The organism is Pseudomonas sp. PH1b (assembly GCF_000633395.1).
Classification (GTDB): Bacteria; Pseudomonadota; Gammaproteobacteria; order Pseudomonadales; family Pseudomonadaceae; genus Aquipseudomonas.
Genome location: NZ_AYMU01000013.1, coordinates 54711 through 68307 on the forward strand (window position 1 = coordinate 54711; position 13597 = coordinate 68307).

The following is a 13597-nucleotide window of genomic DNA, read 5'->3' on the forward strand; positions in this document are numbered from 1 at the left end:
ACAACGGCTTGATGTCCGAAGGTTTCCGTTCCAGGCCCGCTGCGCGCAGACACCACAATAAAATGGTTTCAGGGGACTTGAGATGAAGAAGTATCTTTCGCTGCTGCTGGCAGGTGCCGCAGCCATGCTGGCGGTCAATGCGGCCCAGGCCGGCGCCATCGACGATGCGGTCAAGCGCGGCACACTGAAAGTCGGCATGGACCCGACCTACATGCCGTTCCAGATGACCAACAAGCGCGGCGAGATCATCGGTTTCGAAGTCGACCTGCTCAAGGCCATGGCCAAGTCCATGGGGGTCAAGCTGGAGCCGGTTTCCACCGGCTATGACGGCATCATCCCGGCCCTGTTGACCGACAAGTTCGACATGATCGGCAGCGGCATGACCCTGACCCAGGAGCGCAACCTGCGCCTGAACTTCAGCGAACCCTTCATCGTGGTCGGCCAGACCCTGCTGATCCGCAAGGAACTGGAAGGCACCATCAAGTCCTACAAGGACCTCAACAGCGCCGACTACCGCATCACTTCCAAGCTGGGCACCACCGGGGAAATGGTCGCCAAGAAGCTGATCGCCAAGGCCAAGTACCACGGCTATGACAACGAGCAGGAAGCGGTGCTGGACGTGGTCAACGGCAAGGCCGATGCCTTCATCTACGACGCCCCGTACAACGTGGTGGCGGTGAGCAAGGTCGGCAATGGCAAGCTGGTCTTCCTCGACAAGCCGTTCACCTACGAGCCCCTGGCATTCGGCTTGAAGAAGGGTGACTACGACAGCATCAACTTCATCAACAACTTCCTGCACCAGATCCATGAAGACGGCACCTACGATCGCATCCATGACAAGTGGTTCAAGAGCACCGAGTGGCTCAAGGACATGGAATAACGCGGGTCGTGCGCTGCGCGCCGCTTTGCTGGTTGCGCGCCGTTTTCCTGCGCCGGCAAGCCGGCTCCTACGAGGGCATGTGTAGGAGCCGGCTTGCTGGCGAAAGCGTCTGATTTCGCCACACCCACCCCGGAACCTGCACAGTAATGAAACAGAAAAAAGCCCAATGGCCCTGGCACCTGCTGACGGTGCTGGTGTTGGTCGGCCTGGCCGGCTCCCTGTACTACGCCACCTCGCTGATGTCCTACGAGTGGCGCTGGAACCGCGTCCCGCAGTACTTCGCCTATCAGGCCGAAGAGTCCCAGCGGGCGGCGGAAATCTCCACGGTCGCCGAGGTCGTGCGCCAGGGCGGCAAGGCGCAGGTCACCCTGCGCGGTGACTCGGGTGCCGAGCAGCACCTGAGCGTCGATGAAAACAGCCTGCAGGTGGCTAGCGGTGATGACGTGGCCGAAGGCGATGTCATCGGCGTGACCCGGCACTGGGCCGCGGGCCCGTTGCTCTGGGGCCTGTGGACCACTTTGTGGCTGTCGGTGGTATCCGGGGTGCTGGGCTTGCTGATCGGCCTCGGCACCGGCCTGTGCCGGCTGTCGAGCAACCCGACCCTGCGTGACCTGTCGACGATCTATGTCGAGTTGGTGCGGGGCACGCCACTTTTGGTGCAGATCTTCATCTTCTACTTCTTCATCGGCACGGTGCTCAACCTGTCCCGGGAGTTCGCCGGGATTGCCGCGCTGTCGCTGTTCACCGGGGCCTATGTGGCGGAAATCGTCCGCGCCGGGGTGCAGTCCATTGCCCGCGGGCAGAACGAAGCAGCCCGCTCCCTGGGACTGAGCGCCGGCCAGTCGATGCGGCATGTGGTGCTGCCCCAGGCTTTCAAGCGGGTGCTGCCGCCATTGGCCGGGCAGTTCATCAGCCTGGTCAAGGACACCTCGCTGGTGTCGGTGATCGCCATTACCGAACTGCTCAAGAGCGGCCGGGAGGTGATTACCACCTCGTTTTCGCCGTTCGAGATCCTGTTCTGTGTGGCGGGCCTGTATTTGTTGATCAACCTGCCGCTGTCGAAGATGGCCAGCCGGCTTGAGCGGAGGCTCGCGCAAAGTGATTGAAGTCCGCGATCTGGTAAAAGTCTTCAACACCCGCGGCCAGGTGGTGCGTGCGGTGGATAACGTCACCACCCAGGTGGCCAAGGGCGAAGTGCTGGTGGTGATCGGTCCGTCCGGGTCCGGCAAGTCGACTTTCCTGCGCTGCCTCAACGGCCTGGAGACGTTCGACTCCGGCTCGGTGAGCATCGACGGCCTGCAGTTGGCCGATCCCAAGACCGATGTGAACGCCTATCGCCGGGAAGTCGGCATGGTGTTTCAGCACTTCAACCTGTTCCCCCACATGACGGTGCTGGAAAACCTCTGCCTGGCGCAGAAGGTGGTGCGCAAGCGCGGCAAGCAGGAGCGCGAGGCCAAGGCCCTGGTGCTGCTGGAGAAGGTCGGCATTGCCCAGAAGGCCCACGAGTTCCCCTCGCGGCTGTCCGGCGGCCAGCAGCAGCGAGTGGCGATTGCCCGCGCCTTGGCCATGGAGCCCAAGGTCATGCTGTTCGATGAGCCGACCTCGGCCCTGGACCCGGAGATGGTCGGCGAGGTGCTGGACGTGATGAAGACCCTGGCCGTGGAAGGCATGACCATGGTCTGTGTGACCCACGAAATGGGCTTTGCCCGGGAAGTGGCGGACCGGGTGCTGTTCTTCGATCACGGCAAACTGCTGGAAGATGCGGCGCCGGATGTCTTCTTCGACGCCCCGAAAGACCCACGGGCCCAGGCGTTCCTGCGTCAGGTGCTGTAAAGCCTTCGCCGGCAAACCGGCTCCTACATTCCCCTGTAGGAACCGGCTTGCCGGCGAAGTGGGTCAGACCCGGAAGCGTCCCACCAGGCCCTGCAGATGGATCCCCAGGCGCGCCAGCTCGGCGCTGGAAGCTGCGGTTTCTTCGCTGGCCGATGAGGTCTGTTCAGACACATCACGCACATTCAGCACGCTGCGGTTGATCTCTTCCGCCACGGCGCTCTGCTGCTCGGCCGCTGCGGCGATCTGCTGGTTCATCGCCTGGATCGCAGACACCGTGCGGGTGATGTTTTCCAGTGAGCCGCCGGCGCGGCGGGTCAGTTCGACACTGCTGTCGGTCAGGCTGCGGCTGGTGTCCAGGGTGCTGGCCACCTGTTGAGTACCGCTTTGCAGGCCGACAATCAGCTCGGCGATCTCTTCGGTCGACTGCTGGGTGCGTTGTGCCAGGCTGCGCACTTCGTCCGCCACCACGGCAAAACCGCGTCCGGCTTCACCGGCCCGGGCCGCTTCGATGGCCGCGTTGAGGGCCAGCAGGTTGGTCTGCTGGGCCACCGACTTGATCACGTCGAGGACGCTGCCGATCTTGTCGCTTTCCTGCTTGAGGTGGCCCATGGCTTCGGTGGAATGGCCCACCTCGCTGGCCAGGCGCTCGATCTGGGCGATGGCTTCGTTGACCACCCGGTCGCCCTCGCGAGCCTGTTGGTCGGCGGCCACTGCGGCCTCGGAAGCCTCTTCGGCGTTACGTGCGACCTCCTGCACCGTGGCGGCCATTTCATTCATCGCCGTGGCCACCTGGTCGGTTTCGACTTTCTGGCTGTTGACCCCGGCACTGGTCTGCTCGGTGACCGCGGACAGCTGTTCGGCGGCGCTGGCGATCTGGGTCACGCCGTCGCTGATGCCGCCGATCAGTTCCCGCAGCCCCAGGGTCATGCGCTGCATGGCCTTCTGTAGCTGGCCAAGTTCGTCGCGCCGGTCCACCGCGAGGTTTTGGCTGAGGTCGCCGGATGCGACGCGCTCGGCGGCCTTGAGGGTCTGTTGCAGGGGCTGGATGATCTGCCGGGTGATGGCCCAGGCGGCGACCAGGCCGAACACCAGGGCCAGCAGCGTGGCGATCAACAGGGTGCTTTGGGCCTGCGCGGCGTCGCTGTCGCGCTTGGCGGTCTGGGCGCTGGTCAGTTGCTTGCTCAGGTCCATCAGCCGGTCGCCCTGGGCGGCCATGCGTTGCAGGGCGTCGGCGCTGGCCACCTGGGAGGCGCCGAAGTCGCTGACCGCGGTGCGATAGTCCTTCAGCGAGGCAGCGGCCTGTTGCAGGTTGGCAATGTGCTGTTCCGGCAGCTTGGCGGGCAGGCTGTCCAGGTTATTCAGGGCATTGTCGATGGCGTCCAGCGCGGGTTGCCGGGCATCGGCCTTGCCGCTGTAGGTGTAGCCACGGACCTGGAAGCGGGCCTGCTGGAGCAGCTTGGAGAGTTCGATGACGCTGTTGAACTGGGTGACGCTGTCGCCTTGCAGCAGGGATTTCTCGACCTCGCCAACCCGAGCCACGGCATTGTCCGCGGTGGCGCCAAGCCTGGCGCGGGCGGCTTCGCGGCTGGCAGTGGCCCGGGTCATGTCGGCGAAGGCCTGTTGGTACTCGGTCACGGCGCTCAATTGCTGGTCGACCATGGCGATGCTTTCAGGTTGCTGCAACTGGTCGCGGGCTGCTCGCAAGCCGTCGTTGAGCTGTTTGAGAATATCGTTGACTGCCGCCGGGCCTTGTTCGCCGTGTTGCATCTCGTAGGAGAGGCGGGCGATGCGCAGGTCCTTGGTCATGGCGTAGAGAATGGAGATGTTGCCCAGCTTGTCGCCGCGGTCGATCACCCGGCCCAGGCCGGTCCAGCCGGTGGCGGTAATCACCAGGGTGAGGAGCAGTACCAGGCCGAAGCCGATACCGAGTTTACGGCTGACGCTCACATTTCCCAGTTTTTGGGCTAGCCAACGGTACATGCTGCGAACTCCCTTTGAGCAGATTGTGCTTAACCATAGGCTATCGGCGGCAACAGGCATTCCTGTAGGTGCCGACGGCCTGGCATGGGCGGTTTCCGGTGCAGGAAGACCCCGGCGGGCTGCCGGGGACGGGGCTCAGAACAGGCGTGAGAGCAGGGCGGTGACGGCGATTTCGACCCGCAGGATGCGTTCGCCCAGCTGCACCGGTTGCAGGCCGGCCTTGCCCAGCAGATCGATCTCGTAGGGGATCCAGCCGCCTTCAGGGCCGATGGCCAGGGTCACGGCTTGTTCCAGGCCACGGGGGCAGGGCGGGTACTGGCCGGGGTGGCCCACCAGGCCCAGGGTGCCTTCGGTCAGGGCTGGCAGGCGGTCCTCGACGAAAGGCTTGAAGCGTTTTTCGATCAGCACTTCGGGCAGTACGCTGTCGCGTGCTTGTTCCAGGCCGAGGATCAGTTGTTCGCGAATGGCCTCGGGTTCCAGGAACGGGGTTTGCCAGAAGCTCTTCTCCACCCGGTAGCTGTTGACCAGCACCAGCCGGGGCACGCCCATGGCGGCAACGGTCTGCAGGACCCGACGGAGCATCTTCGGTCGGGGCAGGGCCAACACCATGGTCAACGGCAGCTTGGCCGGGGGCGGCAGGTCGAGGGTCACTTGCAGTTCGGCTTCGCCAGGTTCCAGGCGCAGCACCTGAGCCGAGCCCATCAGCCCGCCGATACGCCCGACCCGCAGGCTGTCGCCTACGGCCACGCGATGCACTTCCTGCATGTGGGTCAGGCGTCGGTCGCGCAGCACTACACGGTCGGCCGCGATGAAGTCGGCCTCCTCAAGCAGCAGCAGGTTCACGCTTGGGTCGCTGGCGGCTGGTCGTTGTGATCGTCAGCCGGCGCATCGTCCGGATGGTCGCCGCGCTTGCTGATCAGCCCGCCAAACAGCACGCCGATCTCGAACAGCAGCCACATGGGCACGGCCAGCAGGGTCTGGGAGAAGATGTCCGGCGGGGTGAGGATCATGCCCACCACGAAGCAGCCGATGATCACGTAGGGGCGGATCTTGCGCAGGTACGCCACGTTGACCACACCGATCCACACCAGCAGGACCACGGCCACCGGGATCTCGAACGCCACGCCGAAGGCGAAGAACAGGGTCATGACGAAATCGAGGTAGCTGGTGATGTCGGTCATCATTTCCACGCCGGCCGGGGTGGCGGCAGCGAAGAACTTGAAGATCAGCGGAAACACCAGAAAGTAGGCGAAGGCCATGCCGGTATAGAACAGCAGGATGCTCGACACCAGCAGTGGCACGGCGATACGTTTTTCATGCTTGTACAGGCCGGGAGCGATAAAGCCCCAGATCTGGTGCAGGATCACCGGGATCGCCAGGAACAGCGAGACCATCATGGTCAGCTTCAACGGCGTGAGGAATGGCGAGGCGACGTCGGTGGCGATCATCGTCGCCCCCACCGGCAGGTACTGGCGCAGTGGCGTGGAGACGATGGTGTAGATCTGCTGGGTGAAGGCGAACAGCCCGGCGAAGATGATGAAGATCGCCGCTACGCAGCGCAGCAGGCGGGTGCGCAGCTCGGTGAGGTGCGACACCAGCGGCATGTGTTGGTCGTTCTCGGGGATATCGCTCATGGTGCTCGCGGCGGCAAAGTGGAGTCGTGGGAAGCCGTGGTGGCGGGTGTCGCCACTGGGGCTGCGGGCTCTGCGGTCGGTGCCGCAGCTTCGGGCGCGGGCACTTCGCTGGCTGGCGGCGCTTCGGCGACCACAGCGGCGCCTGGGGCGTGAATCGTCTGCTCGGCCACAGGCTCTACCGGAGTCGGCTGCTGCTGGGTCGGCGCGAGGATTTTCCGCGCTTCCTGCTCCAGGGACAGAATGTGCTCGTTGTGCAGTTGCCGGCGGATTTCGTCGGCACCGATTTCACGTTCAACTTCCTGTTTTATCGCGTTGAAGCTGCGCTTGAGGCGCCCGACCCACAGGCCGGCGGTGCGCGCAGCGCCGGGCAGGCGCTCGGGGCCGAGCACCAGCAGGGCCACCAGGCCCACCAGCAGCAGTTCAGAGAAGCTGATACCAAACATTAGTCAGTGCTCACGAGTCTTTGCGGGTCGGCTCTTCGACTTTCTGCGCCTGCACATCAATGGTGTGCGGCTGGTTCAACGGCGCGCTTTGCTGCGGCTGAACCGGTGGCGCCGGCTGTGCGGTCGGTGGCACCACGGGATCGGCGGGCTTTTCATCGTCGTTCATGGCCTTGCGAAAGCCCTTGATCGATTCGCCGACGTCGGTGCCCAGGTTCTTGAGCTTCTTGGTGCCGAATACCAGTACCACGACCACCAGGATGACGATCCAGTGTTTCCAGTCAAAAATGCCCATGCTGCGTTTCCTCTTAGAAAGTTGTTCAGGCGGACGGACGCGAGGCTTTCTCGGCGTGTCCGGACAAGCCGAAGCGACGGTCCAGCTCATCGAGCACGGCCTGGGGATGCTGCCCCAGTTGCGCGAGCATGACCAGAGTATGGAACCACAGGTCCGCGGTTTCGTAGATCACATCGCTGCAGTCACCGCTGATGGCGGCATCCTTGGCGGCGATGATGGTTTCCACCGACTCTTCGCCGACTTTTTCCAGAATCTTGTTCAGACCCTTGTGATACAGGCTGGCCACATAGGAGCTATCGGCGGCAGCATCTTTACGCTCTTCCAGCACCTGGGCCAGACGGGTGAGGGTATCGCTCATGTCAGTGTCCTGCAGAATAAATCGCGTGCGGGTCCTTGAGGACCGGTTCGACGGTTTTCCACTCGCCGTCTTCATAGACGCGGTAGAAACAGCTGTGGCGGCCGGTGTGACAGGCAATGTCGCCGATCTGCTCGACCATCAGGATGATCACGTCAGCGTCGCAGTCCAGGCGCATTTCATGAAGCTTCTGCACATGCCCGGACTCTTCGCCCTTGCGCCATAGCTTGCCACGGGAACGTGACCAATAAATGGCGCGGTTCTCGGCAGCGGTCAGGCCCAGGGCCTCGCGGTTCATCCAGGCCATCATCAGCACGCGCCCGGTCTTGTGGTCCTGGGCGATGGCCGGCACCAGGCCGTCCGCGTCCCATTTGATCTGGTCCAGCCAATCTTTCATGTTCGACTCCGACAACCGGGCTCAACCCGCTGGTGACGCCTCGGCGATTGCGACAGTTTGCCAGCAGGTCGCGCCACTGGCTATCGACGAACGATCAGATACAAACCGACCGCAATCATGATGCCTGCGGGCCAGTGCCCCAGCTCATGCAATGGACCGCCGGCAGCCAGGACGGCACCGCCGCCCAGATGGGCGGTGCCCAGCAGGCGCAGGAACCAGTCGTCCTTGCGCTTGTGCCAGGGCGCCGGTGGATCGGCGGCGTGGGGCTGCGACATGCGTTCCAGCAGGTCGCGGGTCATGTTGGCCAGGTGCGGCAGTTGTTCGATCTGGCTGTGGATATTGCCGAGCACGACTTTCGGGCTGACACGCTCGCGCATCCAGCGTTCGAGGAAGGGTTGCGCGGTGTTCCACAGGTCCAGTTCCGGGTACAGCTGGCGCCCCAGGCCCTCGATGTTGAGCAGGGTCTTTTGCAGCAGCACAAGCTGCGGCTGCACTTCCATGTTGAAGCGTCGGGCGGTCTGGAACAGGCGCATCAGTACCTGGCCGAAGGAAATGTCCTTCAGCGGTTTTTCGAAGATCGGCTCGCACACGGTGCGGATCGCCGCCTCGAATTCGTTGAGCTTGGTTTCCGCCGGGACCCAGCCGGAATCGATGTGCAACTGGGCCACGCGGCGATAGTCGCGCTTGAAGAAGGCGAACAGGTTGCGTGCCAGGTAGTCCTGGTCTTCCGGGGTCAGGCTGCCGACGATGCCGCAGTCGATGGCGATGTACTGCGGGCTCCAGGGCTGCACGGTGCTGACGAAGATGTTGCCCGGGTGCATGTCGGCGTGGAAGAAACTGTCGCGGAACACCTGGGTGAAGAAGATTTCCACGCCGCGCTCGGCGAGCATCTTCATGTCGGTGCGCTGGTCGGCCAGGGTGGCCAGGTCGGTGACCTGGATCCCGTAGATGCGCTCCATCACCAGCACTTTGGGCCGGCACCAGTCCCAATAGACCTGGGGCACATACAGCAGGGGCGAGCCTTCGAAGTTGCGCTTGAGCTGGCTGGCGTTGGCCGCTTCGCGCAGCAGGTCGAGCTCGTCGTAGATGGTTTTCTCGTAGTCGCTGACCACGTCCACCGGGTGCAGCAGGCGCGCATCGGCAGAGACCTTTTCCGCAGCCCGGGCGAGGATGAACAGCCACGCCAGGTCCTGGGCGATGATCTGCTTGAGCCCGGGGCGGATCACCTTGACCACCACTTCTTCGCCGGTCTTGAGCTTGGCGGCGTGGACCTGGGCCACCGAGGCCGAGGCCAGGGGTTCGATGTCGAAGCGGCTGAACACCTCGTCGATCTTCTTGCCCAGTTGCTCTTCGATCAGGGCCACGGACTTTTGCGAATCGAAGGGGGGCACCCGGTCCTGCAGCAGCATCAGTTCATCGGCGATGTCTTCGGGCAGCAGGTCGCGACGGGTCGAGAGGATCTGCCCGAACTTGATGAAGATCGGCCCCAGGTCCTGCAGCGCCAGGCGCAGGCGCGCGCCGCGGCTCAGGTCCAGGGGCTTGCGCGGGAACCAGCGCCAGGGCAGGGCGAAGCGCAGGGCCAGGAGAAACCAGGGCAGGGGCAGCTCGAACAGCAGGTCATCGAGACGGTAGCGGATCACAACGCGCTGGATGCGCAACAGGCGGCGGACGGCAAGCAGCTTCATGCGTTATCGCTTGGGTCAAGGGATCGGGAGAGGCGCTCGAAGCGCGCCTCGAGACGTTCCAGGTCGAGTTTGGCCTGGTCCAGCTCGCGAAACCGCGCTTCGGCTTCGCGCAGGCCGACCAGGGTCCGCGATTCTTCGGCGAGGAATTCGCCGAGGTTCTGATTGAGGCTGGCAAACCCCTGCTGATACCAGCGTGCGCGGCTGCGCACGTGGCCGCTGAACAGTTGAGTGGCCACCGGGCCGAGCCAGCGGGAGAGCTCGTACTCCCAGTCCAGTTCCAGGTCCTGGAGGATTGCCGCCAGGTCCAGCAGCACGCCACTGTCACCTTCAAGCTCCACTTCGGGGCCGTGCAGGACGCCAGTCTTGTCCTTGCTCAGGGCCAGGCGCACCAGGCTGGAGGCCGGTGCCCGCAGGGTGCAGTCCGGGTCCGCAGCCCACTGGCTGGCGAGCATCAGGCCCTCATCGCTGGGCAGGATGAACAGCTGCAGCGCCGGGCTGCGGCAATCCACGGCGATCACCTTGCCCGTGAGGTGCTGCAGGCGCGGCAAGGCCGTGCTGTCCAGACGCAGCACCCGATTGATGCCGGTCTCGACGCTGGCGAGCAGGCCGCTGAGCAACATCAGGGCTTGATGCCGCGGTGCAGAGCGACGATGCCTGCGGTCATGTTGTGATAGGTCACGCGGTCGAAACCGGCCTCGACCATCATCGACTTCAGGGTTTCCTGGTTCGGGTGCATGCGGATCGATTCGGCCAGGTAGCGGTAGCTTTCCGAGTCGTTGGTGATCAGCTTGCCGGCCAGGGGCATGAAGGCGAACGAGTAGGCGTCGTAGACCTTGGACATCAGCGCGTTGGTCGGCTTGGAGAACTCCAGCACCAACAGGCGGCCGCCAGGCTTGAGCACCCGCAGCATGGAGCGCAGGGCGTCTTCTTTATGGGTCACGTTGCGCAGGCCGAAAGCGATGGTCACGCAGTCGAAGTGGTTGTCCGGGAACGGCAGTTTTTCCGCGTCGGCCTGGACGAACTCGACATTGCCGGCCACGCCCAGGTCCAGCAGGCGGTCACGGCCGACCTTGAGCATCGATTCGTTGATGTCCGCCAGCACCACCTGGCCGCTAGGGCCGACCAGTTGGGAGAAACGCCGGGTCAGGTCGCCCGTGCCGCCGGCGATGTCCAGCACGCGGTTGCCGGCGCGTACGCCGGACAGCTCGATCGTGAAGCGTTTCCACAGACGGTGCATGCCCCCGGAGAGCACGTCGTTCATCAGGTCGTACTTGGCCGCCACCGAGTGGAACACCTCAGCGACTTTTTCCGCTTTCTGGCTTTCAGGAACGTTCTTGAAGCCGAAGTGAGTGGTGGGTTCGGCATCGCTGCCTTTGCGCTGATCAGTCATATCGCTGTCACCAAAAGAGAATGCGGGACATTCTAATGCCGGTGGCGGCCTTTGTCTTGGCAAGGCTGAAGGTAAGATAGCGAACCGCCGGGACGTTTTGACGCACGCAGGGTCAAGATGCTTCAGGCAAGTCCCGAAACAGCAGGAGTCCTTAGATGGCCCGTATTAGTGTTGAACGTGCCCATGGCCTGGGTAAGCAGGCAGCCCGTGAAAAGGCCGACAAACTGGCGCAGAAACTCGCCGATCAGTATGGCCTTGAGCCCAAGTGGGCGGGGGATGTCCTGAATCTCAAGCGCTCCGGGGTCAAGGGGGCGGTGCATGTGGGCGAGGCATCCATCAGGATCGATGTGGAGCTGGGCCTGCTGATGTCGGCCATGAGCGGCACCATCAAGTCCGAGATCGAAAAGGCCCTGGACAAGGCCCTGGCCTGACCCCACCGGTAGGAGTCGGCTTGCCGGCGAATCCCAGGCACTGCAACGGTGCCAGGCAAAGAGCCTTTGCGGCGAGCCGGCTCCTACATGAATTCATGACATTCGTTAGGGTGCCGATTCTAATTTTTCTCTCTAGGTTGTGCCTCAGGTCCTCAATCCGAGGGCAGTTCCTCAAACCTTCTGCGCGTGAGGTGCACCATGGCCAAAGTAATTCTGAAGAAAAAAGTTGATGCCCAATCGACTGCTCTGAGCGAAGTCAAATCCTATGCCCGCAAGATCTGGCTGGCAGGCCTGGGTGCCTACGCCAAAGTCGGTCAGGAAGGCAGCGAGTACTTCCAGGAGTTGATCAAGGCAGGTCAATCCGTTGAAAAGAAAGGCAAAAAAGTTGTCACTGAACAACTTGAGGCCGCCAACAGTCAGATAGACAACGTCAAGGGCGATGTCACCACGCTCAAGGGCAAAGTCGAAGTGCAGTTGGACAAGGTCGAGAAGGCTTTTGACACGCGCGTCGCCAGTGCCTTGAATCGTATCGGCATTCCGTCTAAACATGACGTTGAGACACTCTCTGCTAAGCTCGATGAGCTGACGGCGTTGCTCGAACGTGTCGCGCGTAAACATTAAGGAGAACGGGATGGCTGGTAAAAAGAATACTGAAAAAGAAGGCAGCTCGTGGATCGGGAAAGTCGAAGAGTACTCCCGTAAAATTTGGCTTGCTGGTTTAGGCGTGTACTCGAAAATCGACTCCGACGGCAGCAAGCTTTTCGAGACGCTGGTCAAGGACGGCGAGAAAGCCGAGAAACTCACCAAAAGCGTAGTCGGCAAGAAAGTCGATGCCGCCAAGGACTCCGCAAGCTCGGCCAAGTCGCGCATCAGCGACGTCAAGGACCGCGCTCTGGGCAAGTGGGATGAGCTGGAAGGCGCTTTCGACAAGCGCTTGAACAGTGCCATCTCGCGTCTGGGCGTGCCTAGCCGCAATGAAGTGAAGGTGCTGCACGACAAGGTCGACACCTTGACCAAGCAGATTGAAAAACTCACCGGTGCCAAGGTTGCGCCAGTGGCGACCAAGACCGCCGCTGCCAAACCCGCGCCCAAGGCTGCCGCCAAACCTCTGGCCAAGCCCGCTGCCAAGCCGGCCGCCAAAGCCGCTGCCAAACCTGCCGCCAAGCCAGCAGTGAAAACTGCTGCGGCCAAGCCGGCTGCTAAACCGGCTGCCAAGCCTGTCGCCGCCAAGCCAGCGGCAAAACCTGCCGCGAAGCCGGCTGCCAAGCCTGCGCTGAAAGCTGCCGCCAAACCAGCGGCCAAACCCGCGGCCAAGCCTGCGGCGAAACCGGCTGTGGCGAAAAAGCCCGTGGCCAAGAAGCCTGCGGCCAAACCTGCTGCTGCCAAGCCTGCAGTTGCGGCCAAGCCAGCCACGCCAACGGCCTCGGCCACCTCGGCAAACTCTGCCGCAGCGCCAAGCCCGGCCGTCACCCCGACTGCTGCGTCGACCCCAGCGACGCCAAGCAGCCAGTCCTGATTGCATCAGGAACACTGAAAACGCCCGGCCTGCAAAGTCCGGGCGTTTTTTATCGGCGAAGCAATCAGCAGGGCGGGTCTACCGCTGTTCATCCAGGTAGCGTAGCGCCATCTGCTCGGTGGCCAGTTTTGCCGGCGGCAACAGGTGGGGAGCCACCAGCATCATGATCTGGTAGACCACCAGGCGCACTTCGCCCTCGCGATCGAGAATCCGCTGGTAGTCCAGGGAAAACAGCAAGGTCAGGGTGATTTGTTCCACCAGTTGCCCCAGGGCCTGGGTGCCACTGACCAGTTGCCCCATCGCCTTGAGCCGGGCCAGCAGGGAGGCCAGGGTGCGCTTGAGGGCATTGAGCAGGTTGCGGATGCCCTTGGCCAGTTTCGGCAGGCGCCCGGCGAGGTTGGACAGGTCCTGGAACAGGAAACGATAGTGGGCCAGGCGTTCGACGATCAGGTGCAGGAAAAGCCAGTAGTCTTCCGGTGCCAGCTGGGCGTCGGACGGGGGATCCAGCAACGGGGTCAACTCGTTCTGGAAGCGCTCGAACAGGCCAAGCACCAGCGGTTCCTTGCCGTGGAAGTGGTAGTAGAGATTGCCGGGGCTGATCCCCATTTCATTGGCCACCTCCATGGTGGAGACGTTGGGCTCGCCCTTCTGGTTGAACAGCTGCAGGGCACATTCGAGAATCCGGTCGCGGGTCTTCATCCTGACTTCTTGTCGGTCCATTGAGGGTGCGGCTCCGCGGTGGAGCCGGGTGCAAATGGGGC

Annotated in this window: 17 protein-coding genes and 1 pseudogene; 6 read left to right on the plus strand and 12 right to left on the minus strand. The window is 63.0% G+C overall.

What is annotated here, in order from left to right:
* Window positions 1-82 precede the first annotated feature (82 nt).
* The 3 genes from U873_RS0121900 to U873_RS0121910 all read left to right on the plus strand — a co-directional run bounded on the left by U873_RS0121900 (window position 83) and on the right by U873_RS0121910 (window position 2713).
* Complete coding sequence (locus U873_RS0121900) at window positions 83-880, plus strand: transporter substrate-binding domain-containing protein (RefSeq protein WP_025130268.1); 798 nt, start codon at window positions 83-85, stop codon at window positions 878-880.
* A gap of 146 nt (window positions 881-1026) precedes the next feature.
* The gene (locus tag U873_RS0121905; protein ID WP_025130269.1) at window positions 1027-1986 is read left to right on the plus strand and encodes an amino acid ABC transporter permease; all 960 of its coding nucleotides are present in this window, start codon (window positions 1027-1029) and stop codon (window positions 1984-1986) included.
* Window positions 1979-2713: an amino acid ABC transporter ATP-binding protein gene (locus U873_RS0121910; protein ID WP_025130270.1), complete on the plus strand. Its 735-nt coding sequence runs from the start codon at window positions 1979-1981 to the stop codon at window positions 2711-2713. The genes U873_RS0121905 and U873_RS0121910 overlap by 8 nt, the downstream gene beginning before the upstream one ends.
* Before the next feature lie 63 nt (window positions 2714-2776).
* On the opposite strand, the gene U873_RS37640 is transcribed toward U873_RS0121910, so the two are convergent.
* From U873_RS37640 to ubiE, 11 genes and pseudogenes are all read right to left on the minus strand, one after another.
* Window positions 2777-3649: a methyl-accepting chemotaxis protein gene (locus tag U873_RS37640; RefSeq protein WP_371261332.1), complete on the minus strand. Its 873-nt coding sequence runs from the start codon at window positions 3647-3649 to the stop codon at window positions 2777-2779.
* Window positions 3635-4753 (minus strand): annotated as a pseudogene (locus U873_RS37645) (methyl-accepting chemotaxis protein); the annotation flags it as partial. The gene U873_RS37640 and the pseudogene U873_RS37645, both read right to left, overlap by 15 nt.
* 75 nt (window positions 4754-4828) lie before the next feature.
* A complete protein-coding gene (locus tag U873_RS0121920; protein ID WP_025130272.1) occupies window positions 4829-5536 on the minus strand; it encodes a 16S rRNA (uracil(1498)-N(3))-methyltransferase in 708 nt (235 codons plus the stop codon).
* Window positions 5533-6327 (minus strand): twin-arginine translocase subunit TatC, encoded by a 795-nt coding sequence (gene tatC, locus U873_RS0121925; protein ID WP_025130273.1) that lies wholly within the window; start codon window positions 6325-6327, stop codon window positions 5533-5535. The genes U873_RS0121920 and tatC overlap by 4 nt, the downstream gene beginning before the upstream one ends.
* Entirely contained in the window at window positions 6324-6770 is a 447-nt protein-coding gene (tatB, locus tag U873_RS0121930; RefSeq protein ID WP_025130274.1) for a Sec-independent protein translocase protein TatB, read from the minus strand. Before tatB ends, tatC begins: the two co-directional genes overlap by 4 nt.
* A gap of 10 nt (window positions 6771-6780) precedes the next feature.
* Window positions 6781-7062: a twin-arginine translocase TatA/TatE family subunit gene (locus tag U873_RS0121935; RefSeq protein ID WP_025130275.1), complete on the minus strand. Its 282-nt coding sequence runs from the start codon at window positions 7060-7062 to the stop codon at window positions 6781-6783.
* 25 nt (window positions 7063-7087) lie between these two features.
* A complete protein-coding gene (locus U873_RS0121940) occupies window positions 7088-7420 on the minus strand; it encodes a phosphoribosyl-ATP diphosphatase (RefSeq protein WP_011058798.1) in 333 nt (110 codons plus the stop codon).
* Window position 7421: 1 nt separating this feature from the next.
* A complete protein-coding gene (hisI, locus tag U873_RS0121945) occupies window positions 7422-7814 on the minus strand; it encodes a phosphoribosyl-AMP cyclohydrolase (RefSeq protein ID WP_025130276.1) in 393 nt (130 codons plus the stop codon).
* An 80-nt stretch (window positions 7815-7894) separates the two neighbouring features.
* Window positions 7895-9499, minus strand: a complete 1605-nt coding sequence (gene ubiB / locus U873_RS0121950) for a ubiquinone biosynthesis regulatory protein kinase UbiB (RefSeq protein ID WP_025130277.1) — start codon at window positions 9497-9499, stop codon at window positions 7895-7897.
* Window positions 9496-10119 carry an SCP2 domain-containing protein gene (locus U873_RS0121955; protein WP_025130278.1) on the minus strand — a complete coding sequence of 208 codons (624 nt, stop codon included), beginning with the start codon at window positions 10117-10119 and terminating at the stop codon, window positions 9496-9498. The genes ubiB and U873_RS0121955 overlap by 4 nt, the downstream gene beginning before the upstream one ends.
* The gene (gene ubiE / locus U873_RS0121960) at window positions 10119-10889 is read right to left on the minus strand and encodes a bifunctional demethylmenaquinone methyltransferase/2-methoxy-6-polyprenyl-1,4-benzoquinol methylase UbiE (RefSeq protein ID WP_025130279.1); all 771 of its coding nucleotides are present in this window, start codon (window positions 10887-10889) and stop codon (window positions 10119-10121) included. The genes U873_RS0121955 and ubiE overlap by 1 nt, the downstream gene beginning before the upstream one ends.
* Window positions 10890-11044: 155 nt before the next feature.
* Between ubiE and U873_RS0121965 the strand changes: the two genes are divergently transcribed.
* From U873_RS0121965 to U873_RS0121975, 3 genes are all read left to right on the plus strand, one after another.
* Entirely contained in the window at window positions 11045-11320 is a 276-nt protein-coding gene (locus U873_RS0121965) for a polyhydroxyalkanoic acid system family protein (RefSeq protein ID WP_025130280.1), read from the plus strand.
* Window positions 11321-11518: 198 nt separating this feature from the next.
* On the plus strand, window positions 11519-11941 hold the full coding sequence (locus tag U873_RS0121970) for a phasin family protein (protein ID WP_025130281.1): 423 nt from the start codon (window positions 11519-11521) through the stop codon (window positions 11939-11941).
* A 10-nt stretch (window positions 11942-11951) separates the two neighbouring features.
* Window positions 11952-12836, plus strand: a complete 885-nt coding sequence (locus U873_RS0121975) for a phasin family protein (RefSeq protein ID WP_025130282.1) — start codon at window positions 11952-11954, stop codon at window positions 12834-12836.
* 78 nt (window positions 12837-12914) lie between these two features.
* Here U873_RS0121975 and U873_RS0121980 read toward each other — a convergent pair whose 3' ends face one another.
* Window positions 12915-13535: a TetR/AcrR family transcriptional regulator gene (locus U873_RS0121980; protein WP_025130283.1), complete on the minus strand. Its 621-nt coding sequence runs from the start codon at window positions 13533-13535 to the stop codon at window positions 12915-12917.
* Between the last annotated feature and the right edge of the window lie 62 nt (window positions 13536-13597).

Bases quoted from the DNA above. Each gene is read 5' to 3' on its own strand.
- U873_RS0121900 (WP_025130268.1), top strand. From the start codon at position 83: ATGAAGAAGTATCTTTCGCTGCTGCTGGCAGGTGCCGCAGCCATGCTG.
- U873_RS0121905 (WP_025130269.1), top strand. From the start codon at position 1,027: ATGAAACAGAAAAAAGCCCAATGGCCCTGGCACCTGCTGACGGTGCTG.
- U873_RS37640 (WP_371261332.1), bottom strand. From the start codon at position 3,649: ATGCAGCGCATGACCCTGGGGCTGCGGGAACTGATCGGCGGCATCAGC.
- tatC (WP_025130273.1), bottom strand. From the start codon at position 6,327: ATGAGCGATATCCCCGAGAACGACCAACACATGCCGCTGGTGTCGCAC.
- tatB (WP_025130274.1), bottom strand. From the start codon at position 6,770: ATGTTTGGTATCAGCTTCTCTGAACTGCTGCTGGTGGGCCTGGTGGCC.
- U873_RS0121935 (WP_025130275.1), bottom strand. From the start codon at position 7,062: ATGGGCATTTTTGACTGGAAACACTGGATCGTCATCCTGGTGGTCGTG.
- U873_RS0121940 (WP_011058798.1), bottom strand. From the start codon at position 7,420: ATGAGCGATACCCTCACCCGTCTGGCCCAGGTGCTGGAAGAGCGTAAA.
- hisI (WP_025130276.1), bottom strand. From the start codon at position 7,814: ATGAAAGATTGGCTGGACCAGATCAAATGGGACGCGGACGGCCTGGTG.
- ubiB (WP_025130277.1), bottom strand. From the start codon at position 9,499: ATGAAGCTGCTTGCCGTCCGCCGCCTGTTGCGCATCCAGCGCGTTGTG.
- U873_RS0121955 (WP_025130278.1), bottom strand. From the start codon at position 10,119: ATGTTGCTCAGCGGCCTGCTCGCCAGCGTCGAGACCGGCATCAATCGG.
- ubiE (WP_025130279.1), bottom strand. From the start codon at position 10,889: ATGACTGATCAGCGCAAAGGCAGCGATGCCGAACCCACCACTCACTTC.
- U873_RS0121965 (WP_025130280.1), top strand. From the start codon at position 11,045: ATGGCCCGTATTAGTGTTGAACGTGCCCATGGCCTGGGTAAGCAGGCA.
- U873_RS0121970 (WP_025130281.1), top strand. From the start codon at position 11,519: ATGGCCAAAGTAATTCTGAAGAAAAAAGTTGATGCCCAATCGACTGCT.
- U873_RS0121975 (WP_025130282.1), top strand. From the start codon at position 11,952: ATGGCTGGTAAAAAGAATACTGAAAAAGAAGGCAGCTCGTGGATCGGG.
- U873_RS0121980 (WP_025130283.1), bottom strand. From the start codon at position 13,535: ATGAAGACCCGCGACCGGATTCTCGAATGTGCCCTGCAGCTGTTCAAC.